The sequence below is a fragment of the Rhodococcus sp. FG69 genome (assembly GCF_057808915.1).
In genome coordinates this window covers 98,159-121,872 of the sequence record NZ_JBMDIX010000019.1, presented here as the reverse complement: position 1 = coordinate 121,872, position 23,714 = coordinate 98,159, and the positions used below count along the sequence as shown (strand labels likewise).

Genomic DNA, 23,714 nt, shown 5'->3' with positions numbered 1-23,714 from the left:
CACTCCGCAGGCTCCGCTCCCGCCCTGTTGGGTCACTCCGCAGGCTCCGCTCCCGGCACCGACAGGTACTCACTCGTCCTGTCCACCGACATCGCCCACCGCGAGGCCGCGCAGCGACTTCGATTCGACGTGTTCTCCTCCGAGCCCGGATTCGCATTGCCCAGCGCCGCCGATGGACGCGACTCCGATCGCTTCGACTACTACTGCGACCACCTTCTCGTCCGCGACAACGAGACCGACGACTTCGTCGGGTGCTATCGGATGCTTCCACCCGACGCCGCTGTCGCAGCCGGGGGCTACTACACAGCAACGGAATTCGACCTCTCCGCCCTCGACCCGGCGTCCTCTCGCGTCGTCGAGATGGGCCGAGCGGTGGTCCATCCCGACCACCGGTCAGGATCTGTTCTCGGTCTGATGTGGGCCGGTATCCTGCACTACCTCGAAGTCACCGGCCTCGAATGGGTCATGGGTTGTGTCTCGGTCCCGATGCAGGCAACCCCCGCAGAATTGCCGGGCGCGAACGTGCGCGGCGTTCGAGATTTCCTCCTCGCGAAGCACGGATCAGCTGCGGACAAGCGCGCCGTCCCGATCAACCCGGTAGTAGTCGACGGGCGATCGCTCGACGAGATCGCGCCGCCAGCCCGTCCGTCCATGCCGCCGCTGCTGCGAGGGTACCTACGCCTCAACGCGGTCATCTGCGGAGAACCGGCACACGACCCGGACTTCGGCGTCGCCGACTTCGTCGCGCTGCTCGGTCTGCACCAAGCCAACACCCGCTACCTCGACCGGCTCCGTAGCGCGGCTCTGACGTACGAGACGAAAGCATGAGCGGGTCCACGCCGGCAAAGATCGTCGAACCCGACATCGATCACGCATGGATGCCGTCGAGCCCATGTGGGACAGGATGTATCGCACGTGAATCGGAGGCTGTCGCCGGCGTATTCGTCGTACTCCGGGTGCTGGTCGCGATATTCGCATTCGCTTTGCTCCCGATTTTGATCGTGGTGGGAGTGGTGTCACCGCGCTGTCGCAGGCAGGTCACCAAGTTCGGCGCACGCCTCTTGCTGTTCGCAGTGGGAATCGGCCTGGTCGTGAACGATCTGCGGTCGGCGCGAGAACGCTCACGAACCGAAGGGAGCGCGCTGCTGGTAGCCGGACACGTCTCCTGGACCGATGTACTCGTGCTCACCGCGCTCCGGCCCGCGACCTTCGTCGCACGAGGTGATCTGGTCGACTGGCCGGTACTCGGATTGCTGGCGCGGGCGATGAAGGTCCTGCCGATCCACCGCAGGAACCTCCGGTCTCTTCCCGGCACTGTCGATCAGGTCGCCGACCGGCTCCGCGCCGGTGGCACCGTAGTGGTGTTCCCCGAGGCGACAACGTGGTGCGGCAAGGCGTACGGATCGTTCCGGCCGGCGATGTTCCAGGCGGCTGTCGACACCGAGACATGGGTGCAGCCGGTTCGGCTGCGGTACGTCGACGCCGACCACGCACAGACCACTGCGACCTGCTTCGTCGGCGACGAGACGATCGGGCAGTCCATCGGCCGAATCTTCCGGTTGAAGGGCGTCGTCGCGCATGTCGAACTGGTGGCACCGGAGGCTCCGGGGACCGATCGGCGCGACTTGGCCCGTCGATGCGAGAGTGCGGCCAGATCCGGCGAGCAGAGCGACCCGGATGTGCACGCCGTCGTCGAGTTGGAGGTCCTCGAGGAGACTCGGTTACCTACAGGGCGCTGACCGCGCGGCTTTCGGTGCGCAGGGGACCCTCCGTGACCGGCTATCCTGGGAGGCGTTATGCCCTCTGCCCGCAGTTCGGCTGCTTCCCACCCCCCGAATGCACCGGTGTACCTCGACCACGCTGCTACGACGCCCATCTCGCCCGCCGCAATCGAGGCGATGACCGCCGTCTTCGGCACGGTAGGGAATGCGTCCTCCCTCCACAGTTCGGGGCGTGCGGCGCGACGACGTGTCGAAGAATCGCGCGAATCGATCGCGGCCGACCTCGGCGCACGACCGTCCGAGGTGATCTTCACCTCAGGCGGCACGGAAAGTGACAATCTCGCGGTCAAGGGGATTTTCGCGGCCCGGCGCGATGCAGATCCGCTCCGCAGAAGAATCATCGCAAGTTCGGTCGAGCACCACGCCGTCCTCGACGCGGTCGAGTGGCTCGTCGAGCACGAAGGTGCCGAGGTCACCTGGCTTGCCGTGGACTCGACCGGGCGCGTGCATCCCGACACACTTCGATCGGAACTTGCTGCCCACGGGCACGAGACCGCCCTGATCACCATCATGTGGGCCAACAACGAGGTCGGCACGATCATGCCGATCGTCGAACTCGCCGCTGTGGCCCGTGACTACGACATTCCGATACATAGCGACGCGATCCAGGCTGTTCCCCACCTGAAGGTCGACTTCGCCGCCAGCGGGCTGTCCGCGATAAGTATCGCGGCACACAAGTTCGGGGGACCGCAAGGAGTCGGTGCGCTCCTGCTCGGGCGGACCGTGCCGTGCGTGCCGTTGTTGCACGGCGGCGGACACGAACGCGATGTCCGTTCCGGAACCCACGACACGGCGTCGGTCGTGGCCATGGCTGCGGCCCTGAAGGAAACGGTCGGCGAGCTGGAGTCTCGCCGCGCCGAGCTGGCTCGGCTGCGCGACAAGATGATCGCCGGTATTCGAGCGCTCGACCCCGAGGTGGTCGTCAACGGAGCGTCGGGCGATGGCCGACTACCCGGCATCGCGCACTTCACCTTTCCCGGCTGCGAGGGCGATTCCCTGCTGATGCTGCTCGATGCGGCAGGGATAGAATGCTCGACAGGTTCGGCGTGTACCGCCGGCGTCGCCAGCGCAAGTCATGTCTTGATCGCAATGGGTGCAGATCCCTCGACCGCCCGCGGTTCGCTGCGTTTCTCGATGGGGCCGCAATCCACGGATGCGGATGTGGACGCACTGCTGGCCGCGTTGCCGCAAGTAATCGAACGTGCCCGCGCTGCGGGATTGGCGAGCGTAGGAGCTCGGGGAGGACAACGCTGATGCGTGTACTGGCTGCGATGAGCGGCGGAGTGGATTCGGCCGTTGCGGCGGCTCGGGCCGTCGACGAAGGGCACGACGTCGTCGGTGTTCACCTCGCGTTGTCTGCTGAGCCCGGAACGTTGAGAACCGGATCCCGTGGATGCTGCTCCAAGGAAGATGCAGGTGACGCGCGCCGCGCTGCGGACGTGCTCGGCATCCCGTTCTACGTATGGGACTTCGCCGACCGTTTCAAGGAAGACGTCATCGACGATTTCGTCGAGTCCTACGCGGCTGGGCAGACCCCGAATCCGTGCCTCCGCTGCAACGAGAAGATCAAGTTCTCTGCGCTCGCGGATCGAGCGTTGGCGCTCGGGTTCGACGCTGTGGCAACCGGTCACTACGCGCAGCTGCACGACGGTGTTCTTCGTCGGGCTGTGGATGCTGACAAGGATCAGTCGTATGTGCTCGCGGTCCTGACGCAGAGTCAGCTCTCACGCGCGTTGTTCCCCATCGGCGACACCCCGAAGTCGGAGATCCGCGAGGAGGCGGCCGAGCGTGGACTTGCCGTCGCCGACAAGCCGGACAGTCACGACATCTGCTTCATTCCCTCTGGCGACACCCGAGCGTTCCTCGGCGCCAAGATCGGTATCCGCCCAGGAAAGGTCGTCGACGCCGACACCGGCGCCGAACTCGCAGACCACGAAGGTGTGCACGGCTTCACCATCGGGCAGCGCAAGGGCCTCGGTGTCGGGGGACCCGCCGTGGACGGCAAGCCGCGCTACGTGACCGCCATCGAACCCGAGAGCGGCACGGTCATCGTCGGATCGGCGACGCGGCTCGATGTGTGGGGCATCCGGGGGGATCGGGCGGTCTGGACCGAAGGTTCCGCACCGGTCGGGCCGATCGAATGCGTCGTCCAGGTGCGTGCGCACGGAGGTATGACCGAAGCCGTCGCCGAGGCAACTGCGGACGGCGGCATGGACATCACGCTCCGTAGCCCGCTCACCGGCGTCGCCAAGGGCCAGGCTGCAGTTCTGTACCGCCGGGATATGCACGGCGACATCGTCATCGGTAGCTCCACGATCGCCGGCACTCGTTCCGAGAACGAGTGAGCGGTAACGTCTTCGGCGCGCTCACAACGGGCCTCGGCTCGTGGCCGGGTACCGACGTCCGAGAGGCCGCATCGATCGTCCTGGGCGAGCTGCCCGCACTCCCGCATGTGGTCGAACTGCCCGCACGCGGACTCGGCGCCGATACGATCGGCCGCACCGGCGCCCTGATGGTGGACATCGAACTTGACGTCCGTACCTCGGGTTACCGTGTAGCTCAACGTAAGTCGCTTGCAGGTCGTCGAGCCGAGGATCTGTTGCACTTCGACCTCGACGTGCTCGAGGAGCTGTGGGAGACCGGTGGGTTCGCGGCGACCCATCGCGTACTCAAGGTGCAAGCCGCCGGGCCGTACACGATGGCGGCTCAGGTGGAACTTCGCAGTGCGCACCGTGTCCTCACCGATCGCGGTGCAGTTCGAGATTTCGCGGGTTCGCTCGCCGAAGGCCTCCGGCAGCACTGTGCCGAGCTGCGTTCGAGGCTGGGTGTCGACATCGTCGTGCAACTCGACGAGCCGAGTTTGCCTGCCGTGCTGGCGGGTTCGCTGTCCGGAGTGACCAGACTCGATCCGGTGCGGGCAGTTCCCGAACCCGAGGCTCTCGAATTGTTGGACTCGGTCATCGTCGGCGTCGGGGCTCCTACCGTCGTCCACTGCTGTGGCGCCGACGTACCCCTGGCGCTGATCCGCCGGAGCAGCGCCGACGCCGCAGCCATCGACGTCGCGCTTCTCACCGCCGGCGATCTCGACGCCGTGGGGGAATTTCTGCAGGCGGGCAAGACACTTCTACTCGGCCTCGTGCCCGCGGTCGCCCCGGAGCGGATCCCGACATGGCGCGAGGTGGCAGCACCTGCGTTGACTCTCGTCGACCGTCTCGGATTCCCGAGGTCCATTCTGGCGACGCAGGTATCGGTCACTCCTTCGTGCGGGTTGGCAGGTGCGACGCCGGAATGGTCCAGGCATGCCCTGGAGCTTGCCGGCAACGTCGCAGACGCTTTTCAGGATGCACCTGATTCGCTGTAGGGCCGCTCGAAGTGTCGGTGGGTTCCGTTAATCTTCGAGGTGTGGACGAACCGACTGTGCCTGTGACGAGTGAGCCCGCTACGACCGACGAGACCGGTCCCGCTGCGCAGGGAACTCCCGCATCGAGCGAGGATCGGGATCGGTGGCAGAAGCTGGCCGAGGATGTTCGTGGTCATCAGTTTCGCTACTACGTCCGCGATTCGCCGATAGTCTCCGACGGAGAGTTCGACGGGTTGCTGCGCGAACTGAACGATCTGGAAGACAGCCACCCCGAACTCCGCACGGCCGACTCGCCGACGCAACTGGTCGGAGGAGGGTTCGCCACCGAATTCACCGCGGTCGATCACCTCGAGCGAATGCTCAGTCTCGACAACGTCTTCGACCACGACGAGCTGCGGGCATGGGCCAAACGGGTGGAAGCCGAAACCGGCCCCGACTTGCACTACCTGTGCGAGGTCAAGATCGATGGCGTGGCGCTCAATCTGGTGTACGAGAACGGGAAGCTCGTTCGCGGGGCAACCCGAGGCGACGGCCGGACCGGCGAGGACGTCACACTCAATGCTCGTACCATCTCCGATATACCGGACACGCTCGAAGAGAGCGCCGACTACCCGATCCCCGCACTGCTCGAAGTGCGAGGCGAGGTGTTCTTCCGGTTGGAGGACTTTCAAGCCCTCAATGCTGCTCTCGTCGAAGAAGGCAAAGCCCCGTTTGCCAACCCCCGCAACTCTGCCGCAGGCTCGTTACGGCAGAAGAATCCGGCGGTGACGGCGAAGCGACGTCTGGGAATGATCTGCCACGGGTTCGGGCGCATGGAGGGATTCGCGCCGGATTCGCAGCTGCACGCCTACGAGGCGCTGAAGGCGTGGGGTCTTCCGGTGTCCTCGCACACCGTCAGGGTCACGGGAATCGAGGCTGTGGTCGAGAACGTCGCGTACTGGGACGAGCACCGACATGATGTGGAACACGAGGTCGACGGTCTCGTCGTCAAGATCGACGAGATGTCGCTGCACCGACGGCTCGGAACCACCTCGCGGGCCCCGAGGTGGGCTATCGCATACAAGTACCCGCCCGAGGAGGTGACCACCAGACTCCTCGATATTCGGGTCAGCGTCGGCAGGACGGGCCGCGTCACGCCGTTTGCGTACATGGAACCCGTCTTGGTCGCCGGATCGACAGTGTCTCTGGCCACCCTGCACAACGGTTCCGAGGTCAAACGCAAAGGTGTGTTGATCGGTGACATCGTCACCATTCGCAAAGCGGGTGAGGTGATCCCGGAAGTGCTGGGGCCCGTCGTCGACGTCCGTACCGGCGACGAGACCGAGTTCGTCATGCCCGTCGATTGCCCCGAGTGTGGAACCACACTCGCACCGGCGAAAGAGGGCGACGCCGACCTTCGGTGTCCCAACTCGCAGTTCTGCCCCGGCCAGCGACGCGAACGATTGTTCTTCGTGGCCGAGCGAGGGCGATTCGATATCGAGGGCCTCGGTTACGAAGCTGCCACGGACCTCCTCCAGGCCGAGGTCGTTCTGGACGAGGGTGACATTTTCTCGCTCACCGAAGAAGACCTGCTGAAGACGTCGATTTTCCGCACCAAGGCAGGAGCGTTGTCCGCGAACGGTCGGAGATTGCTCGACAACCTGCACAAGGCGAAAAACCGGCCACTGTGGCGAGTTCTGGTGAGCTTGTCCATCCGGCACGTCGGTCCGTCGGCGGGCAGGGCTCTGGCGAGCGAGTTCGGCAGCCTCGAAGCCATCGAGAGTGCATCCGAGGAGGAGCTCGCCGCGGTGGACGGCGTCGGCGGCACCATTGCGAAAGCGGTCGCCGAGTGGTTCGGCGTTCCGTGGCATCGCACTATCGTCGAGAAATGGCGCGCCGCTGGAGTGCGGATGGAGGACGAGCGCGACGAGTCCATCGATCGCAACCTGGAAGGCATGTCGATCGTCGTCACCGGATCGCTCGAGAACTACTCACGCGATCAAGCAAAGGAAGCGATCCTCGTGCGCGGCGGCAAGGCCGCGGGGTCGGTGTCGAAGAAGACCGCGTTCGTCGTAGTCGGAGAGTCTCCGGGCAGCAAGCACGACAAGGCCGTCGAACTCGGGGTGCAGGTCCTGGACGAAGACGGGTTCACGCTTCTGCTCACCGAGGGTCCCGATGCTGTTCGACCGGATGCTGTTCGGCCCGCTGCCGAAGAACCGGTGCCGGACGGGAAGGACGAGACCGGGTAGGTCAGCCGAGGACGGTGGCGACGATTCCGGCGAGGTAGCCGAGTCGCGCCACCTCGGACGGCCGAAAATCCGGCCCGCCAGGGCGTCCGAGCATCAGTACCGTGCCGGTGGACCCGAGCGGAGCGGCCGCAATCTTTGTATCCATGTCACGCCAGACCTGCGGAACCCAGTCGGCTTCGCCGTCGAGTGCGGACGGTTGTGCGAGTGGCATCCATGGCATGTCCGTCGCGTGGGTCTCGGGTGCCCCGGAGCTTCCGACCACGCGGTACGCACCCTGACGGCCGGTGGCAACCACCACGGACCATCCCACTCTGAGCACGCGCGGCGCGCCGTCGACGAGTACCTGCAGGCGATCGTCCGACGCAGCCGCGACTCGGTCGATCAGTTCGAGCTCGCGATGGGTGTCGAGGACGCCGGTGTAGGGCCGAATGGAGTCGACACGAACATCGTGCAGATTCTCCGCAGCAGTGATGAGAGTGTCGGGAAGCGCGCCTGGCGCGACGTCGACGACCAGGTCGTCCACCGCGTAGCCGTCGCCACGCTCGATCACGTCCAGCGACAAGATGTCGGCGCCGACCGAACCGAGGGCCACGGCGAGTGACCCGAGGGAGCCAGGGCGATCAGGGAGCTGTACTCGGAGCAGATACGACATGGTGCTCCCTTTCGCTGGCATGGGTCCGTTCGGCGCTCGTGTGTGCGAGCGCCGCGAGCCATCCTTGCATTGTGAGGCCAGGTATTCGCAGTCGCAGCGCCGCACGTGACCTTTATGACATCTCGCCACGGAGCTTTGGGGCCTCTGGTTGGCTTTGGGACCGCTGGATGGTGCCTCGCTCGGTGCGGCCATTAGGCTTGCACGGGTCGCGTACCTGTGCGGCTGCATCGATACATGTGTGAAAGGGGTCTACGCGGTGCCTGATATCTCCCGCGACGAGGTGGCTCACCTCGCCCGGCTGTCTCGGCTGGCTCTCAGTGAAGCCGAGCTGGACGAGTTTGCCGGCCAGCTGGATTCGATCCTCCACCACGTGAAGGCGGTCGCGGAAGTCGCTGCTGACGATGTGCCACCGACGGCGAATCCCAGCGCCATCACCAACGTGACGCGACCGGACGTGATCGTGCCGGGGCTGACTCCGCAGCAAGCGCTCTCCGGCGCCCCGAACGCCGAGGAAGACCGTTTCGCAGTGCCGCAAATTCTGGGAGAGAGCGAATGACCGATCTGACCGCGCTCGACGCATCCGATCTCGCGACGCGCATCCATTCCGGCGACGTGTCCGCTGTCGAGGTCACCCAGGCCCACTTGGATCGCATCGATACCGTCGATACGGATATTCATGCTTTTCTGCACGTCAGCGGCTCGAACGCGTTGGCTGCGGCGCGCGAGGTCGATGCCCGGCGAGCAGCGGGTGACGCGCCCGCCTCGCCGCTTGCCGGGGTACCGCTCGCGCTGAAGGACGTATTCACCACCACGGACATGCCGACCACCTGTGGGTCGAAGATGCTCGAGGGGTGGATGTCTCCGTACGACGCAGCGGTGACGAACAGGCTGCGGGCAGCCGGAATCCCGATGCTCGGCAAGACCAACATGGACGAGTTCGCGATGGGCTCGTCCACGGAGAACTCCGCGTACGGGCCGACGAAGAACCCGTGGGACACCACCCGGATCCCTGGCGGTTCCGGCGGTGGAAGCGCGGCTGCGCTCGCATCGCATCAGGCTCCGCTTGCCATCGGCACCGACACCGGCGGATCGATCCGTCAGCCCGCCGCGCTGACGGGGACCGTCGGAACGAAACCGACGTACGGCACGGTGTCGCGCTACGGGCTCATTGCCTGCGCGTCGTCGCTGGACCAGGGTGGACCGTGCGGTCGTACCGTCCTCGACACTGCGTTGCTGCACGAGGTCATCGCAGGCCACGACCCGCGAGACTCCACATCGGTGGACACCTCGGTCGCGTCGGTGGTCGAGGCGGCCCGCGCAGGCGCAGGCGGAGACTTAAAAGGTGTGCGCGTCGGCGTCGTAAGGGAACTGCATTCCGACAGCTATCAGGCCGGCGTGATCGGCTCGTTCGACGCTGCGGTGGCAACGCTGACTTCCCTCGGGGCCGAGGTCGTCGAGGTCTCGTGCCCCAATTTCGTGCACGCACTCGCGGCGTACTACCTGATTCTGCCGTCCGAGGTGTCGTCCAACCTCGCCCGATTCGACGGAATGCGATACGGCGCTCGTGCCGGCGACGACGGCAAGCACAGCGCCGAGCAGGTCATGGCAATCACGCGCGCAGAAGGATTCGGTGCAGAAGTCAAGCGCCGCATCATGATCGGCACGTATGCGTTGTCCGCCGGCTACTACGACGAGTACTACGGCCAGGCGCTCAAGGTGCGCACGCTCATCGCGCGTGATTTCGACAAAGCGTACGAGCAGGTGGACGTTCTGGTCTCGCCGACGACACCGACAACTGCATTTCCGTTGGGAGACAAGGTCGACGATCCGATCGCAATGTACCTCAACGACCTATGCACACTTCCGACCAACCTGGCGGGGCATTGCGCTATCTCGGTGCCGTCGGGAATCGCTGTGGAGGACGGGCTTCCGGTCGGGCTTCAGATCATGGCACCTGCGTTCGCCGACGATCGTCTGTACCGCGTCGGCGCAGCCTTCGAAGCAGCTCGCGGCCCGCTGAAGTAGACCTTTCGTGTTCGACTGGATGCACGGCGCGCTGGTGGACCTGGCGCACGTGCGGATCGACGGATCGGCGCCGCTCGTGCTGACGGTCGTGGCCGTAGCGGCGATCGTGTGCTGGATCGTGTACCGACGGCGCCGGGTAGTCGGTGTAGTGGCCGTCGCGGTGACGGTTGCCGCGTTCGCGGCTCAACTGAACGCGAACGTTCTGGGATACCCGACGGCGGCAGCGGCGCTCGGGCATCCGCCCGCCACCCTGCCGGCCGCCGGGAAGGTCATCGAAGCCGACATACCGGGTGTGGTGTCCGGTTTCCGGGCGCGCCCGGCGTCGATCTACCTCCCACCGGCCTACTCGGTCGACACGCACGCACCACTACCGGTTCTCGTGCTGCTGACCGGTCAGCCGGGACACGTGGTCGACTGGTTCCAGGGTGGGCATCTGGCCCGAACCATGGATACCTACGCGGCAGCCCACGACGGGCTGGCGCCGGTGGTGGTCGTCGCGGACGGCCTCGGCGATACCGAGGCGAATCCGATGTGTATGGATTCCGATCTCGGGAACGCGTTCACCTACTTGTCCGTCGATGTACCCGCGTGGGCCAAGTCGCACCTGCAGGTGTCCGAGGATCCGAACTCGTGGGCGATCGGCGGCTACTCGTACGGCGGTACCTGCGCCCTGCAAACCGCAGTACTCGCGCCCATGGTGTATCCCACGTTTCTCGATATCTCGGGAGAAGACGAGCCACGCCGTGGGACGCACGCAGAGTCCGTCACCGCTGCATTCGGCGACGACTCGGAGGCGTCGGAGAAGCGATTCGACGCGGTCGCCCCACTCCAGGTGATGGCGAATCGCAACTTTCCGGCGACAGGAGGGGCATTCGTTGCAGGCAGCGAGGACAGCGAGTTCCGGCCGCAGGTACTGCATGCGTACGACAGCGCGGTTGCCTCGGGAATGGAGGCACACTATCGGGAACTCCCCGGCGGCCACTCGATGGACGTGTGGGCTCCGGCTTTGGAAGTCGAAGTGGACTGGCTGAGTTCACGAATGGGGCTCACGAACTAGCAGTTCGGCAAGAGTGCGCCCTGATCTTCGCCGTATCTGTGCCCGTGTCCGTCCGGCGCATCCAATGCGGAGACCATGTCGACAGTGGTCTGCAGGTAGCTGATCACCGGAATCCACTGCGGCATGGGAGCATCGACGCGAACGCCGTCGAGATTCGGTGGTGCGGTGAGCAGATCGGTGGACCACCGGACGACTGGATCGGATGAGTTGGCGAGCACGACCGCCGCACCCGTTTCGACCTCCCCGGCCGGTGGGCCGGCCCACAGTGTGCCGCAGATCGCGGCCCGATCTTCAGCCACTGCAGCGCTACCGCCGATCGAGCCGAGACTTTGGCCGTAGACGTACAGATCGGGTCGGGCGGTCGCCGGTAGTTCCGCTATCCGGGTTCGCACTGCATCTAGCACAGCGTGTGCGGCTTCGGTGGCCTCGGACTTGGCGAACAGGAACGTCACCCAGCTCGGCTGGTGCGAGTACTGGAGTGCCACTGTCGCGACGTCGCCGTCGAATCGATCCTCGATACCCGTCACCGCGTTCTCGTCGACCCATCCCGAACCCGTCGGGATAGCCACCACGACATGTGATTTCGCGAATCCCCCGGAACGCTGGAGCTCGTCCACGGCTATCCGGGCGCGTGTGAGCAACACCGGGTCGGCGTCGAGTGCAACATAGGTTCGGACCGCCGAGCCGTCGTCACCGCCGGTTACGAATTTTCTTCCCTCTCGTCCCAAGCTGTTCCAATCGATCAGCGAGTCGCGACTACCCGACCTGCCGGACGATTGTGGAAGCGACAGCGAAGTGTCCATCGACGCATCGGCCGAAGCCGACTGCGTTGCGAACGCAGACCATGTCGCAGGCAGCACAAAGAAATAGCCCGAAAGTCCCGAAACGATTAACAGCACAGCAGTTTTGGTCCGACCTAGCCTGCATGTACCTCGTGCGAATCCGACACAGATCACCACCAGAATTGCACAGATCGAAATCGAGCCGTACAGCACTTCGATCCAATGCATCGGCGAGGTCGGCTCGCTCGCCATGGCTGCGCGGAGGCCGTTCTGCCAGCGGGCGTCGAGCATCGCTGCGGCAAGGATTGCGACCGTGCCTCCGGCAAGTGCAATCAGGCGCGTGCGTGGGTGTATGGACGGCGTCGACACTCGGTTCGCCACACGGAAGAGGATCGCCGAGAGTGCAAGGCCGAGCGACGCGGCCACACCGGTGACGATCGCCTGCGTCAACGACGACCTCGGCAACAGTGACGGTGCGAGCGATGCGATGACTGCGGCTGCAACCAGAACCGTTGTGGTGGTGCGTGGTACAGCGATTCGCCGCGGTAGTGGGCTCTGGTATCGGCGCGCGGCGGGAGAGTCGAGAACCTGAGCGCTCATGCCGTCACCTCTCGCACTCGGAGCGACGCGAGCACCGACGCGGTAGACGCCGCGACCGCAAGGGTTCCCGCTGTGATGCCGATGAACAGGAAGGGAAGTGCAGGTTCGGGATCGGGGACGCCGTAGTGCTGGCGCCAGGAGTTGAACTCGACTGCACCGGAGGCAATGTCGGCCATCATGCTGCACGACGCACGGGCTTCTCCCTCGGGGCGGCCGGCGCAGCTCGCATTCATTGTCTCGCCGAGTCGGGAGTCGAGATCTCGCCGTGCTGCTTCCGTCGTGCCGGAGCCTCCGGCGAAACGGAGCAGGTCGTAGCCCAGATCGTGTGCTCTGCATGCGACGTCGAATTCGGACGGAAGTGGGATCGGCGAGGAACAGTCGCCGGTCGGATTCACCAGAACTCCGTGCTCGAGCACGGGGGTGTAGAAGCGCTCCGTGAACGCGGTGGGGATCGCAGTACGCGCCCGATCGCCACGTTCGGTCGCCACAGCGTCGAGGGCCCGATCGGCCTGGGACGCGCGGGTGAGGGGAATGTCGGCTCCTGCTGACGGCGGCGCGCTCACAGAGCCGATCCCGAGCATGGCGCCTGTTCCGAGTAGCCCGATGCAGATCTGCGCAGTGCGTGTTCCTGCTCTGTTTCTCATGGTGGCCGACGTTAAGTAGTAACTCCGAAGCAGGTAATCGGTCTACGGTGCCCATTTCGGGTGCCTTCGCGGTACCGCTGACGACGGTGTCTACGACTGGGGTAGCGGAGCGATCTCACTCCGAGGTATGACGACTTTTCGCCCTGAAGTTCCTACAGTTCTTCGTGTGGGTATCAGACGGTCGTCCAAGAGCAAGGCACTCCGGACCGAGCAGCCGGGAGCTGTACGGCGCGCCCTCGCTGCGCTTCCCCCTGGTCGCGGTGTCGATGTGGCGATCGTCGTTGTGACTGCGATTCTGTACTCGATCGCGTTGCCTACGCTCCAACTCACGCACGACGTGCCGGCCCTGATCATGCCGGTAGTTGCCGCCCTTGCGGTATTCCCGTTCGTACTCGTGCGCGCCAATCCCGCTCTCGGATGGGCGATTTCAGCTGGGTCGGCCGTCGTCATCCCAGTCGCGTTCGATCGCGTACCAGGCTACGACTACCCCTGGCAGGTCACCCACATCATCGTATTGCTTGCGCTCCTGCTCGCGGTCAGTATGCGCTGCGCGGTGCAGATCGTCGGGCTCGCATGGATATCGACGGTCTTGCTGTTCTTGGGCTACACCCCGGGTGACGACGGCATCGGCTGGGCCGTCGCGCTGCCCGCGATCGTGATGTTCGGGCTGTTGATTCGCTGGCTCGTGCTCTCGCGTCGGCAACTCGCGAAACAGGAGGAGGTCTCCGAGCTCGAGCGCGCCCGTCGCACCATCCTGGAGGAGAAAGCCAAGATCGCCCGCGATCTACATGATGTCGTGGCGCACCACATGTCTCTCGTCGTCGTGCAGGCGCAGAGTGCGCCCTATCGGATCGCGGACGTATCACCGGCCGCTGCTGCAGAATTCGATTCCATCGGCGCTACAGCACGCGAGGCGCTGAACGAAATTCGAGGAATGCTCGGTGTTCTACGGAGCGACGGAGTCACCGCCGACGACGCACCTCAACCCAGCGCTGCGGATGTCCTTGCGTTACTGGAGAACAGTGCGCGCGCAGGTGTGCGCCTGAGTTGGACGGCAGCCGGAAGCTCGGAGATGGTTTCCGCAACAACGGGTCTGGCGCTCTATCGAATATTGCAGGAGTCCTTGTCGAACGCCTCGCGCCATGCCCCGGGCACCGATGTTCACGTGCGGCTGGACTACGGGGTCGACGTCACCTATCTCGAGGTCGTCAACGGCAGTCCGCAAGAACGCGGCGTGGCGACGCATCGACCTGGAACCGGTGGACACGGCGTGGCAGGTATGCGAGATCGCGCTGTCGGAGTGTCCGGCTGGCTCGATGCCAGGGCGCGTTCGGACGGGGGGTTCGAGGTGGTCGCGCGGCTGCCGTCCACTGCATCGGCCGCGGTTGTCACCGGACCGTAGCCTCAAGCGCATAGGGTGTTCTTCCGTGGCCATCACGGTGTTCATCGCAGACGACCAGGCAATGGTTCGACAAGGATTCGGGGCGCTGCTCGCAGCGCAGCACGACATCAGTGTGGTCGGCGACGCCGACAACGGCGTGGCCGCCGTCGCCGAGGTTAAACGGCTGCGACCCGATGTCGTGCTGATGGATGTCCGCATGCCGCAGATGAACGGTCTCGAGGCGGCGCGTGCACTGATGTCCGCCCATCTCGACCCGCCGGTGCGGATCCTCATGCTCACGACGTTCGACATCGATGACTACGTCTACGAAGCGCTTACCATCGGGGCGAGTGGTTTCATGCTCAAGGATGCACCCGCCGACGAACTGATCCGGGGCGTCCGCGTCGTCGCTGCGGGGGAGGCGCTGCTCGCTCCATCGGTCACTCGGCGACTCATCGCCGACGTGACTTCGCGCCGCACCGCGCCGCGTACTCACCCGTCGACTCTGGCAGTTCTCACTCCACGTGAACGTGAGGTTCTCGAACTGATTGCCCAGGGCCTGTCGAACACCGAGATCGCCGGGGCACTGTTCGTTGCCGAACAGACGGTCAAGACTCACGTGGGCAAGGTTCTGGGGAAGCTCGGACTGAGAGACCGAGCACAAGCCGTGGTGCTTGCGTACGAGAGCGGACTCGTCACACCGGGATGAGCGCGCTCGCGCTGCCGACATCGCATCGAGACGGCAAGATTTAAGGTATCGGGTATGGAGTCGACGAGAGGCGAAAAATTGCGCATCGGAGTTTTGACCGGCGGCGGTGACTGCCCTGGCCTCAATGCGGTGATTCGGGCCGTGGTCCGCACCGCGGATGCGCGCTACGGATCGACCGTCGTCGGCTTCCAGGACGGATGGCGCGGGTTGTTGGAGAATCGCCGCATTCAACTGCGCAACGACGATCGCAATGACCGTCTGCTGACCAAGGGCGGAACCATGCTGGGGACGGCCAGGACCAACCCCGAGGTGCTACGCGCCGGCCTCGATCGGATCAAGGAGACCCTCGAGGACAACGGGATCGACGTCCTCATCCCGATCGGCGGCGAAGGAACGCTGACCGCGGCCAACTGGCTCTCGGAAGAAGGCGTCCCAGTCGTCGGAGTCCCCAAGACCATCGACAACGACATCGACTGCACTGACGTCACCTTCGGTTTCGATACCGCACTGACCATTGCCACGGACGCAATCGACCGCCTGCACAGCACCGCGGAATCGCACCAGCGCGTCATGCTCGTCGAGGTAATGGGCCGGCACGCAGGCTGGATTGCTCTGCACGCAGGCCTTGCTTCCGGGTCTCATATGACTCTCATTCCGGAGCAGCCGTTCGACGTCGACGAGGTCTGCGATCTGGTGCGCAAACGATTCCAGCGTGGTGACTCGCACTTCATCTGCGTCGTCGCCGAAGGGGCAAAGCCGAAGGAAGGGTCGATGTCGCTGGTCGACGGCGGCATCGACGAATTCGGCCACGTCAAGTTCACCGGCGTCGCCCACCAACTGGGCCAGGAGATCGAGCGGCGGATCAACAAGGAAGTGCGAACGACGGTCCTCGGTCACGTCCAGCGCGGTGGAACACCCACGCCGTACGACCGGGTGCTCGCCACGCGCTTCGGCGTCAACGCCGCCGATGCCGCGCACGCAGGAGATTTCGGCAAGATGGTCTCGCTGCGCGGCACCGAGATCGGGTTGGTGTCACTGTCGGAGGCCGTCAAGCAGCTCAAGCGAGTGCCCGAGAGTCGCTACGTCGATGCGGCGGCGTTCTTCGGCTGAGGGCGTGTTCTCGGGCCTTCGGCCCAGTGGCACGAAAGAGTGCACTGCGGTGCACTCAACCGTGCCACTGGGGGGCGGAGCCCCCTAGATTCGGCTGGCTTCCTGCTGGATCTCGGACTCGCGCATCTCGGTCTCTCGTCGCAGCTCACGCCGTCGTCGCGCAGCCTCGAACCGCTGTCGACCGACAGCGGTGTCCGGTATCAGCGGCGGTAGTTCGAGCGGCTTACCGTCGTCGCCGACGGCTACCATCGTGAAGTAGCAACTGTTGGTGTGTCGAGTTTCTCCGCGCTGGATGTTCTCGGTTTCGACGCGAATCCCGACCTCCATCGATGTTCGCCCGGTGTAGTTGACCGAGGCCGAGAACGTGACGAGTTCGCCCACATGGATCGGTTCACGGAACACGACCCGGTCCACCGACAGTGTCACGACGTATGCCCCGGCGTATCGGCTGGCGCATGCGTACGCTACTTGGTCGAGGAACTTCAGAATCGTCCCGCCGTGTACGTTCCCGGAGAAATTAGCCATGTCCGGCGTCATGAGCACTGTCATGAAGAGCGTCTGCTTCGCTGTGTCCGTCACCGGAAGAGCGTAGCCAGCACCCGTGGTTACTCGCGCGTTGTTCGGAGCGCATAAACTCCTCTGCATGACTGCAGCCTTGGTCGATCTGATCGATTACGACGACGTACTGACCCGTTTCGACCCCGTGTTGGGGATGGAGGTCCACGTCGAGCTGGGCACAGCGACCAAGATGTTCTGCGGTTGCCCGACGGCATTCGGCGCGGAGCCGAACACCCAGGTGTGCCCGGTCTGTCTGAGCCTCCCCGGCGCGCTACCGGTGGTGAACTCCGCAGCCGTGGAGTCCGCGATCCGCATCGGTCTGGCACTCAACTGCTCGATCACCCCGTGGGGGCGCTTCGCGCGGAAGAACTACTTCTACCCGGATCAGCCGAAGAACTACCAGATCTCGCAGTACGACGAGCCGATCGCGACCGAGGGATACCTCGATGTGCTGCTCGATGACGGCAGCACGTTCCGCGTCGAAATCGAGCGCGCACACATGGAAGAAGACACCGGTAAGTCGACGCACGTCGGTGGCGCCACAGGCCGGATCGAGGGCGCAAGTCATTCGCTTCTCGACTACAACCGCGCAGGCGTCCCGCTGGTCGAGATCGTGACGAAACCGATCACCGGCACCGGCGCGCGGGCACCCGAGGTCGCGCGTGCATACGTGACGGCACTACGTGATCTGCTGAAGGCGTTGGAGGTGTCCGACGTACGCATGGACCAGGGTTCGCTGCGGTGCGACGCGAATGTCTCGCTCATGGAGAAGACGGCGACCGAATTCGGAACGCGTACCGAGACCAAGAACGTCAACTCGCTCAAGAGCGTCGAGGTGGCGGTGCGCTACGAGATGCGACGGCAGGCAGCGGTCCTGCAGAGTGGCGGCGAGGTCACTCAGGAGACTCGCCACTTCCAGGAAGTGGACGGCACGACCTCCAAGGGACGGAAGAAGGAGACCGCGGAGGACTACCGGTACTTCCCCGAACCCGATCTGGCCCCCGTTGCTCCCGACGCAGCGTGGATCGAAGAACTGCGCGCGACGCTTCCGGAACTCCCGTGGCTCCGGCGTGCCCGCATTCAGGCGGACTGGGGAGTGTCCGACGAGGAGATGCGCGACCTGGTCAACTCGGGCGCACTCGAACTCGTTGCTGCGACGGTCGATGCCGGTGCGACGGCTCAGGCGGCACGCTCGTGGTGGGTGTCCTATCTTGCGCAGCAGGCGAACATCGCAGGTGTCGAGCTCACCGAACTTGCCATCACCCCCGCCCAGGTTGCCGAGGTCGCCAACCTGGTTGCCGACGGCAAGGTCAACAACAACGGTGCGCGTCAGATCGTCGACGGTGTACTTGCCGGCGAAGGCGAACCGACCGCTGTCATGGCGGCGCGCGGACTCGTCGTGGAGAAGGACGACACCAAGTTGCAGGCAGCTGTCGACGAGGCACTCGCGGCCAATCCTGGTGTGGCCGACAAGATTCGCGCCGGCAAGGTGCAAGCCGCGGGCGCAATCGTCGGTGCCGTCATGAAAGCGACTCGGGGACAAGCGGATGCAGCACGTGTCAAGGAACTCGTACTGGCTGCCTGCAGCTGAGCTGAAATAGTCCCATGCCCTCGGCGGGAGCGTCGCTGTTTCTGATCGCGCTGATCGCTGTCCTGGCGCCGCTCCTTGCCGGGTTCGTGCCGCGCAGGCTGCTACCCGAAGTCGTTCTCCTGCTGGTGTTCGGCATGATCGTCGGGCCTAACGTTCTCGGTTGGGCAGTCGACGGCAGTGAGGTCGATCTACTGCGACAGCTCGGTCTCGGAATGTTGTTCCTGCTCGCGGGATTCGAGATCGACGTCTCGGAGATCACTGGACGGGGCGGCCGTCGCGCTGTGGTGACGTGGCTGATCAGTCTCACAGCGGCATTCGCGGCCGTGTTGCTGCTCGGACGTTCTGGAGCTGTGTCAGCTGAGATTGCTGTCGCGATCGCGTTGACGTCGACAGCTCTCGGCACACTTCTGCCGATCCTGAAGGACAGTGGTCTCCAGAGTTCTGCACTGGGACGCACTGTGATCAATCACGGCGCGATCGGTGAACTCGGTCCAGTGATCGCGATGGCGATCCTGCTGGGATCGCGTGGGGATATCGAGTCCATCGTGATTCTAGGGTTGTTCGTTCTTGCCGCGATCGCCGTCGGCTTCGTTCCGCTTGCTCTGCGGCGTGAAGGCTCGAAGCTGCTCGCGGTGATCCGGCGGGGCTCGGACACGACTGCCCAGACCACAGTGCGTCTGACAGTTCTCCTCCTGATCACACTGACCGCAATCGCGACGGTCTTCGGGCTCGACATCATCCTCGGTGCATTCGCAGCGGGCTTCATCCTGCGCCGCGTGATGCCCACCGGCGACGAGCAATTGGAGGCGAAGCTCGGGGGTCTGGCGTTCGGCTTTCTGATTCCGGTCTTCTTCGTCACTTCGGGCATGTCGATCGACGTCAGCGCTGTCGTTGCTGCGCCAGGTGTTCTCGTTGCCTTCCTGGCTCTTCTCGTCCTGGTACGTGGACTGCCTGTGTTCTTCGCGACGAGGTGGGACGCGCAGAGCCGGTTCAGCACGCGCGAACAGGTCCGTGTCGCGCTCTATGCGACGACGGGCCTTCCGCTGATCGTCGCAGTCACCGGCGTGGCCGTCGACTCCGGTCAGATGTCGACCGCGAGTGCATCCATACTCGTTGCGGCAGGCGCTATCACGGTGCTCGTCCTACCGATGATTGCGACGCTGCTCGCCGGCGACACCGGGGCTAGTCGAAGCCGCCGCCGCCCGCAGGAACCGGGATCTTGACGACCCGATCGTCGTTGGGCCCTGGCGTCTCGCCGTTCTTGTTGACGGTGCCTGCCCAGATCTGACCGTCGGGAGAGATCGCGGCACCGTTCAACTGGCCGTAGCGGTCCTGCACGAGAAGAGACGGTGCCGCTGTGACCGCGCCGGTGTTCTCGTCGGTGACCAACACCGCCATCGCCTTGGCGTTCGTCAGAGCTATGGCCACCGCACTCGGCCCGGCCCCGCACCCGGCGACGCCCGGTCGGTCGGGCCACGTCCAGACGGGGGAGATGACGGCGCCGAGAGGATCGATGCGTTGGAGTCGATCTTCGACGGCAGTGCGATCGGTAACCCAGATTCCGCCGGTCGGGTCGATACAGACGTCGCCGGCTGTACCGATGCCGCTGAGCGCAACCTGTGGGGCAGGACCGTTCTGAGACGGAACCAGGGACTCGACACGGAGGAGCTTGCCGGCGAGGGACGTCGGATCGGTTGCGGCGGCAGGGTTACCGGCGTCACCGGTCAGCACCAACAGCTGTCTCGGGTTGTAGAAGTCGAGTGCCCCGCGATTCCCCTGCGCGCTCTTCGGAATTCCGGTGAGTACGTCCTTCGGAGTATCACCCGCGGCGATGCGAACGACGCGGTTGTCCGATTGCGTCGTGATGTATGCGTACATCAGACCGTCCTCGGTGTAGCTGGGCGACAGGGCCAGATCGAGCAGGCCGCCGTCACCACTGGCGTCGACGTTCACCCTCGCGATCTCGACCGGAGACTGGCCCTGCGCCACCTGCACTATGCGGCCGGTGCGACGTTCGGCGACCAACGCAGATGCACCGTCCGGCAGCATGACGAGCCCGCCGGTGGTGTCGAGGCACGTAGCAATGACGTTCGGATCGAGATCGACACACGGGCCTGGAGGTGTCGTCGGGCCGTTCGGAGTCGTGGACGTCGGCGGAGCATTCGGATCGGCGGGATCGATCTCGGCGGCGCCGAACGAGGGCTCGGGAGTGAAGGGAGAAGCGGTCGAGTCGTCGAATCGGGCACAGCCGGCCACGAGGACCGTGGTCATAGCAACAACTGTCGCGAGGGTTGCTGTTCGGGACGAGGCACGCACCAGCTTCATACCCGAAACGTTACTCGAGAGCCCGGTAGCCTCTGCGACGCGACGCACAACTCGGCGCCGCGCCAGGCCGGAATGCAGGGGATTCGACCTCGGTTCGCTCTAGTGTTGACGTGTGACCGACAAGCCTCGCGACCCCGAACGATCCGACACAGGCTACGAGCCCGCGTCGAGTCCGTACGACCAGCCGACCGAAAAGTTGCATCCGAAGACCGAAGACGAGCTGGACTTCGGTAGAAGTGGGTCGGGGACCTATCCGACAGAGCAGATCCCGTCGTTCCGGCCCTCGCAGTTCGACGAACCGATCGCGCCGGACAGTCGTGCCGGGTACTCGGAGCAGCCGACCGAGGTCATGAAGTCGACTCCGGCGCCCGCGTACGCCGCCGCAGAACCGGAACCTGTGGTGCGGACCGAGACGGTGGAGATCCCCGCACGCCGCGGAACAACCGACCTCGGGCTACTGGTGCTCAGGCTCGTCGTCGGTGGAATCTTCCTGGTCCACGGTCTGCAGAAGCTCGTCGGAATCTGGAACGGGCCGGGACTCGACGGCTTCCGGTCCCTGCTGGAGGAGAGCGGCTACGAGCAGGCCAACTTACTGGCCATCGCCGGCGCGGTCGGCGAGACGGCCGGTGGAGCGTTACTGATCCTCGGTCTCGCAACGCCGTTCGCCGGCGCCGCGGTGCTGAGCGTGATCATCAACGCCTGGTGCTTCAAACAGGCCGCGGAGCCAGGCTTGCAGTTCTTCGCGCCGAGCGGCATCGAGTACGAAACGGTGCTCGGTGTCGCCGCTGCCGCGATCATTTTGACCGGTCCGGGCAAGATCGCTCTCGACGGCCGTCGGGGATGGGCGACGCGTCCGCGATTCGGGTCGTTCCTTGCACTCGTTCTCGGCGTCGCCGGGGGCGTGTGCATGTGGATCTTCCTCAACGGTGCGAATCCGCTGGTCCAGTAAGGCTGGGGCCTTCCGCCCAGTGGCGCAGTCAAGTGCTCCGTAGTGCACTCAACCGCGCCACTCGGATGGGACGGCCGATCACGGAACGTATCGGACCGCACCCTTGTCCGCCGAGGTGGCGAGCGCCGCGTACGCGCGCAGAGCAGTGGTGACCGTGCGCTGACGGTCCACTGGCTGCCATGGCCGCTCGGATGCCTCCATCTTTGCCCGACGGGCAGCGAGGGTCTCCTCGTCGACGAGGATCTCGAGTGTGCGCGACGCAACGTCGATGCGGACCTGGTCACCGTTCTCGACGAGACCGATCACGCCACCGGCAGCAGCTTCCGGCGAGATGTGGCCGATGGACAGCCCGGACGTTCCGCCGGAGAAGCGTCCGTCGGTGATCAGAGCGCACACCTTGCCGAGCCCCGCGCCCTTGAGAAACGCGGTCGGGTGCAGCATCTCCTGCATGCCCGGACCACCCTTGGGGCCCTCGTAGCGCACGACCAGAACGTCGCCGGCTGTGATCTTCTTCTGCAGGATCGCCGAGACTGCTTCCTCTTGCGACTCGACGACGAGCGCAGGGCCTTGGAACGAGAACAGTTCCTCGTCGATGCCCGCGGTCTTGAGGATGGCGCCGTCGAGGGCAATGTTCCCGCGCAGCACCACCAGACCACCTTCGACGGTGTAGGCATGCTCTTTGTCTCGGATGCATCCGCCGGCAGCGTCGGTATCGAGGGAGGACCATCGGTTCTCGGTCGAAAACGGCTCGATCGTGCGAACGCCGCCAGGGGCGGCATGGAAGAGCTCCAGTGCCTCGTCCGACGCCTTGCCCGAGCGAATGTCCCACGTGTCGAGCCACTCGTCGAAGTTCTTTGTGTGCACTGTCGACACGTCGGTTTCCAATAGGTCCGCACGACGGAGTTCGCCGAGAAGCGCCGGAATTCCGCCGGCCCGGTGGACGTCTTCCATGTGATAGTCGGAGTTGGGGGACACCTTGGACAAACACGGCACCTTGCGACTGATGGCGTCGATGGTGTCGAGATCGAAGTCGACCTCGCCTTCCTGAGCTGCAGCCAGGGTGTGCAAGACGGTGTTGGTGGAACCGCCCATTGCCACGTCGAGAGCCATCGCGTTGCGGAAGGCGGCAGGAGTGGCGATGTTTCGCGGCAGAACGGACTCGTCCTCGTCGCGGTAGTACTTCAGCGCCGCCTCGACGACGGTGGTGCCCGCACGCTGGAACAACGCATACCTGGCCTTGTGGGTGGCGAGCGTCGAGCCGTTGCCGGGCAGCGCCAATCCCAGCGCCTCGGTGAGGCAGTTCATGGAGTTGGCCGTGAACATGCCGGAGCAGGACCCGCACGTCGGGCACGCGCTGCGCTCGACTTCGTCCAGTCCTTCTTCGGACACCGCATCGTTGGCGCTCGCCGAGATCGCGGTGATGAGGTCCGTCGGGGCCTGCGCGACGCCGCCGACGACGACCGCCTTGCCAGCTTCCATCGGCCCGCCCGAGACGAAGACGGACGGAATGTTCAGCCGCATGGCCGCATTGAGCATTCCGGGCGTGATCTTGTCGCAGTTGGAGATGCAGACGAGCGCGTCGGCCGTGTGCGCATTTGCCATGTATTCGACCGAATCGGCGATGATTTCGCGGCTCGGAAGCGAATAGAGCATGCCGCCGTGGCCCATTGCGATTCCGTCGTCGACGGCGATGGTGTGGAACTCGCGGGGGACGCCGCCCGCAGCGCGCACGGCGTCCGCGACGATCTCGCCGACATTTTTCAGATGGACGTGCCCGGGCACGAACTGCGTGTAGGAATTGGCGATCGCCACGATCGGTTTTCCGAAATCCGAATCTGTCATTCCGGTGGCGCGCCACAGCGAGCGCGCGCCCGCTGCGTTGCGTCCGACAGTGGTGACCCGTGACCGTAGCGGCGGCATAAAGTGTCTTCCTCAATCCCGAGAGCGGTTATCGCGTGCCC

Annotated in this window: 21 protein-coding genes; 15 read left to right on the top strand and 6 right to left on the bottom strand. The window is 64.9% G+C overall.

The window, feature by feature from the left end; translation table 11 throughout:
* The first annotated feature begins 24 nt into the window (after positions 1–24).
* The 6 genes from ACODSO_RS16585 to ligA all read left to right on the top strand — a co-directional run bounded on the left by ACODSO_RS16585 (position 25) and on the right by ligA (position 7,370).
* Entirely contained in the window at positions 25–828 is an 804-nt protein-coding gene (locus ACODSO_RS16585) for a GNAT family N-acetyltransferase (RefSeq protein ID WP_489037888.1), read from the top strand.
* The gene (locus ACODSO_RS16580; RefSeq protein ID WP_489037878.1) at positions 825–1,739 is read left to right on the top strand and encodes a lysophospholipid acyltransferase family protein; all 915 of its coding nucleotides are present in this window, start codon (positions 825–827) and stop codon (positions 1,737–1,739) included. The genes ACODSO_RS16585 and ACODSO_RS16580 overlap by 4 nt, the downstream gene beginning before the upstream one ends.
* A gap of 57 nt (positions 1,740–1,796) precedes the next feature.
* Positions 1,797–3,035 (top strand): cysteine desulfurase family protein, encoded by a 1,239-nt coding sequence (locus ACODSO_RS16575; protein ID WP_489037877.1) that lies wholly within the window; start codon positions 1,797–1,799, stop codon positions 3,033–3,035.
* On the top strand, positions 3,035–4,126 hold the full coding sequence (gene mnmA / locus ACODSO_RS16570) for a tRNA 2-thiouridine(34) synthase MnmA (protein WP_489037876.1): 1,092 nt from the start codon (positions 3,035–3,037) through the stop codon (positions 4,124–4,126). The genes ACODSO_RS16575 and mnmA overlap by 1 nt, the downstream gene beginning before the upstream one ends.
* Positions 4,123–5,142: a methionine synthase gene (locus ACODSO_RS16565; RefSeq protein ID WP_489037874.1), complete on the top strand. Its 1,020-nt coding sequence runs from the start codon at positions 4,123–4,125 to the stop codon at positions 5,140–5,142. The genes mnmA and ACODSO_RS16565 overlap by 4 nt, the downstream gene beginning before the upstream one ends.
* 152 nt (positions 5,143–5,294) lie before the next feature.
* Positions 5,295–7,370: an NAD-dependent DNA ligase LigA gene (gene ligA, locus ACODSO_RS16560; RefSeq protein ID WP_489037887.1), complete on the top strand. Its 2,076-nt coding sequence runs from the start codon at positions 5,295–5,297 to the stop codon at positions 7,368–7,370.
* Between the two features lies 1 nt (position 7,371).
* On the opposite strand, the gene ACODSO_RS16555 is transcribed toward ligA, so the two are convergent.
* Positions 7,372–8,022 (bottom strand): ACT domain-containing protein, encoded by a 651-nt coding sequence (locus tag ACODSO_RS16555; protein WP_489037873.1) that lies wholly within the window; start codon positions 8,020–8,022, stop codon positions 7,372–7,374.
* A 256-nt stretch (positions 8,023–8,278) separates the two neighbouring features.
* On the opposite strand from ACODSO_RS16555, the gene gatC reads away from it, so the two are divergent.
* The 3 genes from gatC to ACODSO_RS16540 are packed head-to-tail and all read left to right on the top strand — an operon-like array spanning position 8,279 to position 11,104.
* Positions 8,279–8,578, top strand: coding sequence for an Asp-tRNA(Asn)/Glu-tRNA(Gln) amidotransferase subunit GatC (gene gatC, locus ACODSO_RS16550; protein ID WP_068375762.1), 300 nt, complete (start codon positions 8,279–8,281; stop codon positions 8,576–8,578).
* Entirely contained in the window at positions 8,575–10,047 is a 1,473-nt protein-coding gene (gene gatA, locus ACODSO_RS16545) for an Asp-tRNA(Asn)/Glu-tRNA(Gln) amidotransferase subunit GatA (protein ID WP_489037872.1), read from the top strand. Before gatC ends, gatA begins: the two co-directional genes overlap by 4 nt.
* Positions 10,048–10,054: 7 nt before the next feature.
* Positions 10,055–11,104 (top strand): alpha/beta hydrolase, encoded by a 1,050-nt coding sequence (locus ACODSO_RS16540; RefSeq protein WP_489037871.1) that lies wholly within the window; start codon positions 10,055–10,057, stop codon positions 11,102–11,104.
* Here the strand turns inward: ACODSO_RS16540 and ACODSO_RS16535 are convergent.
* Together ACODSO_RS16535 and ACODSO_RS16530 are read right to left on the bottom strand one after the other, a co-directional pair.
* Complete coding sequence (locus tag ACODSO_RS16535; RefSeq protein ID WP_489037870.1) at positions 11,101–12,486, bottom strand: alpha/beta-hydrolase family protein; 1,386 nt, start codon at positions 12,484–12,486, stop codon at positions 11,101–11,103. The genes ACODSO_RS16540 and ACODSO_RS16535 overlap by 4 nt on opposite strands.
* On the bottom strand, positions 12,483–13,130 hold the full coding sequence (locus ACODSO_RS16530) for a hypothetical protein (RefSeq protein WP_489037869.1): 648 nt from the start codon (positions 13,128–13,130) through the stop codon (positions 12,483–12,485). Before ACODSO_RS16530 ends, ACODSO_RS16535 begins: the two co-directional genes overlap by 4 nt.
* Before the next feature lie 268 nt (positions 13,131–13,398).
* Here ACODSO_RS16530 and ACODSO_RS16525 point away from each other — a divergent pair, with 268 nt between their 5' ends.
* The 3 genes from ACODSO_RS16525 to ACODSO_RS16515 all read left to right on the top strand — a co-directional run bounded on the left by ACODSO_RS16525 (position 13,399) and on the right by ACODSO_RS16515 (position 16,330).
* Positions 13,399–14,532: a sensor histidine kinase gene (locus tag ACODSO_RS16525; RefSeq protein ID WP_489037886.1), complete on the top strand. Its 1,134-nt coding sequence runs from the start codon at positions 13,399–13,401 to the stop codon at positions 14,530–14,532.
* 25 nt (positions 14,533–14,557) lie between these two features.
* Positions 14,558–15,220 (top strand): response regulator, encoded by a 663-nt coding sequence (locus tag ACODSO_RS16520; RefSeq protein WP_489037868.1) that lies wholly within the window; start codon positions 14,558–14,560, stop codon positions 15,218–15,220.
* A 78-nt stretch (positions 15,221–15,298) separates the two neighbouring features.
* A complete protein-coding gene (locus ACODSO_RS16515) occupies positions 15,299–16,330 on the top strand; it encodes an ATP-dependent 6-phosphofructokinase (RefSeq protein ID WP_489037885.1) in 1,032 nt (343 codons plus the stop codon).
* Positions 16,331–16,414: 84 nt separating this feature from the next.
* Here the strand turns inward: ACODSO_RS16515 and ACODSO_RS16510 are convergent, their stop codons facing one another.
* Entirely contained in the window at positions 16,415–16,879 is a 465-nt protein-coding gene (locus ACODSO_RS16510; protein ID WP_231912569.1) for an acyl-CoA thioesterase, read from the bottom strand.
* A gap of 94 nt (positions 16,880–16,973) precedes the next feature.
* On the opposite strand from ACODSO_RS16510, the gene gatB reads away from it, so the two are divergent.
* A complete protein-coding gene (gene gatB / locus ACODSO_RS16505; RefSeq protein ID WP_489037867.1) occupies positions 16,974–18,479 on the top strand; it encodes an Asp-tRNA(Asn)/Glu-tRNA(Gln) amidotransferase subunit GatB in 1,506 nt (501 codons plus the stop codon).
* A gap of 14 nt (positions 18,480–18,493) precedes the next feature.
* The gene (locus tag ACODSO_RS16500) at positions 18,494–19,702 is read left to right on the top strand and encodes a cation:proton antiporter (RefSeq protein WP_489037866.1); all 1,209 of its coding nucleotides are present in this window, start codon (positions 18,494–18,496) and stop codon (positions 19,700–19,702) included.
* Here the strand turns inward: ACODSO_RS16500 and ACODSO_RS16495 are convergent.
* Positions 19,662–20,804 carry a PQQ-dependent sugar dehydrogenase gene (locus ACODSO_RS16495; protein ID WP_489037865.1) on the bottom strand — a complete coding sequence of 381 codons (1,143 nt, stop codon included), beginning with the start codon at positions 20,802–20,804 and terminating at the stop codon, positions 19,662–19,664. The genes ACODSO_RS16500 and ACODSO_RS16495 overlap by 41 nt on opposite strands.
* 112 nt (positions 20,805–20,916) lie before the next feature.
* On the opposite strand from ACODSO_RS16495, the gene ACODSO_RS16490 reads away from it, so the two are divergent.
* Positions 20,917–21,753 carry a DoxX family protein gene (locus ACODSO_RS16490; protein ID WP_489037864.1) on the top strand — a complete coding sequence of 279 codons (837 nt, stop codon included), beginning with the start codon at positions 20,917–20,919 and terminating at the stop codon, positions 21,751–21,753.
* A gap of 78 nt (positions 21,754–21,831) precedes the next feature.
* Here ACODSO_RS16490 and ilvD read toward each other — a convergent pair whose 3' ends face one another.
* Entirely contained in the window at positions 21,832–23,673 is a 1,842-nt protein-coding gene (gene ilvD / locus ACODSO_RS16485) for a dihydroxy-acid dehydratase (RefSeq protein WP_489037863.1), read from the bottom strand.
* Positions 23,674–23,714 lie beyond the last annotated feature (41 nt).

Bases quoted from the DNA above. Each gene is read 5' to 3' on its own strand.
- ACODSO_RS16575 (WP_489037877.1), top strand. From the start codon at position 1,797: ATGCCCTCTGCCCGCAGTTCGGCTGCTTCCCACCCCCCGAATGCACCG.
- ilvD (WP_489037863.1), bottom strand. From the start codon at position 23,673: ATGCCGCCGCTACGGTCACGGGTCACCACTGTCGGACGCAACGCAGCG.
- gatB (WP_489037867.1), top strand. From the start codon at position 16,974: ATGACTGCAGCCTTGGTCGATCTGATCGATTACGACGACGTACTGACC.
- ACODSO_RS16555 (WP_489037873.1), bottom strand. From the start codon at position 8,022: ATGTCGTATCTGCTCCGAGTACAGCTCCCTGATCGCCCTGGCTCCCTC.
- gatA (WP_489037872.1), top strand. From the start codon at position 8,575: ATGACCGATCTGACCGCGCTCGACGCATCCGATCTCGCGACGCGCATC.
- ACODSO_RS16500 (WP_489037866.1), top strand. From the start codon at position 18,494: ATGCCCTCGGCGGGAGCGTCGCTGTTTCTGATCGCGCTGATCGCTGTC.
- mnmA (WP_489037876.1), top strand. From the start codon at position 3,035: ATGCGTGTACTGGCTGCGATGAGCGGCGGAGTGGATTCGGCCGTTGCG.
- ACODSO_RS16535 (WP_489037870.1), bottom strand. From the start codon at position 12,486: ATGAGCGCTCAGGTTCTCGACTCTCCCGCCGCGCGCCGATACCAGAGC.
- ACODSO_RS16530 (WP_489037869.1), bottom strand. From the start codon at position 13,130: ATGAGAAACAGAGCAGGAACACGCACTGCGCAGATCTGCATCGGGCTA.
- ACODSO_RS16510 (WP_231912569.1), bottom strand. From the start codon at position 16,879: ATGACAGTGCTCATGACGCCGGACATGGCTAATTTCTCCGGGAACGTA.
- ACODSO_RS16580 (WP_489037878.1), top strand. From the start codon at position 825: ATGAGCGGGTCCACGCCGGCAAAGATCGTCGAACCCGACATCGATCAC.
- ACODSO_RS16495 (WP_489037865.1), bottom strand. From the start codon at position 20,804: ATGAAGCTGGTGCGTGCCTCGTCCCGAACAGCAACCCTCGCGACAGTT.